This is a genomic window from Pseudomonas brassicacearum subsp. neoaurantiaca (assembly GCF_013608025.1).
Taxonomy (GTDB): domain Bacteria; phylum Pseudomonadota; class Gammaproteobacteria; order Pseudomonadales; family Pseudomonadaceae; genus Aquipseudomonas.
This window is the reverse complement of sequence record NZ_VDLV01000056.1, coordinates 271-604: the sequence shown is the minus strand read 5'-3', so window position 1 is coordinate 604 and position 334 is coordinate 271. Positions and strand designations below refer to the sequence as shown.

Below are 334 nucleotides of genomic sequence, written 5' to 3'. Positions count from 1 at the left end.
ATCGACAGCCACGGTGCCGGTGGTTTGTCCGGCAGCGATGTTGATGACCGCGCCGTTGCTCAAAGTCACGGTGACGGGCGTCTGCGCTGGATTGGTCAGCGTCGCGGTGTAGGTGATCTGGCCGCCTTCGGTAATGGTTTCGCTAGCGCTGAGGGTCAGACCAGTGGCATCAGCGGAATCGGTGATCGTGGTGACCGCAGGCGTGGTGCTTGGCACCAAGTTCTCGAAGTTGCCACCCGTTGCGCCAGTGATGGTGGTGCTGACCGTGCTGCCATTGTTGTAGACGTCGTTCGCCGGAGTATCGACAGCCACGGTGCCTGTCGTGGCGCCCGCA

At 62.3% G+C, this 334-nt stretch carries 1 protein-coding gene; it reads right to left on the bottom strand.

The window, feature by feature from the left end; all coding sequences use genetic code 11:
* On the bottom strand, positions 1-334 hold a 334-nt coding region (locus tag FHK92_RS25290), incomplete at both ends, for an immunoglobulin-like domain-containing protein (protein WP_258232745.1).